The 241-nt window shown below is 66.4% G+C and carries 1 pseudogene; it reads left to right on the top strand.

The features are described 5' to 3' along the window. Positions 1–241: pseudogene (locus R0J92_RS26055) on the top strand (branched-chain amino acid ABC transporter permease); the annotation flags it as partial.

Here is a 241-nt window from a genome sequence, read left to right as displayed (position 1 = left end):
GGCCTTCTGGCTGCCGATCCTGGCGGCGGTGGTGTTCAATCTGGTGATGGGCGCGATCATCGGCTTCCTGATCCTGCGCCGGCGTGGCGTCTACTTCGCGCTCCTGACGTTGGCGTTCACCGCGATGTGGTTCTCGATCATCTACCGCTGGACCGGCTTCACCGGCGGCGAGAACGGGCTGCGCGGCGTCGACCGGCCGCCGTTCCTGGGGCTCGACCCGAACGTCGAACTGGTCTTCTAC

Source organism: Tritonibacter sp. SIMBA_163 (genome assembly GCF_046535935.1).
GTDB lineage: Bacteria > Pseudomonadota > Alphaproteobacteria > Rhodobacterales > Rhodobacteraceae > Epibacterium > Epibacterium scottomollicae.
This window is presented reverse-complemented; position numbering and strand designations above follow the sequence as displayed.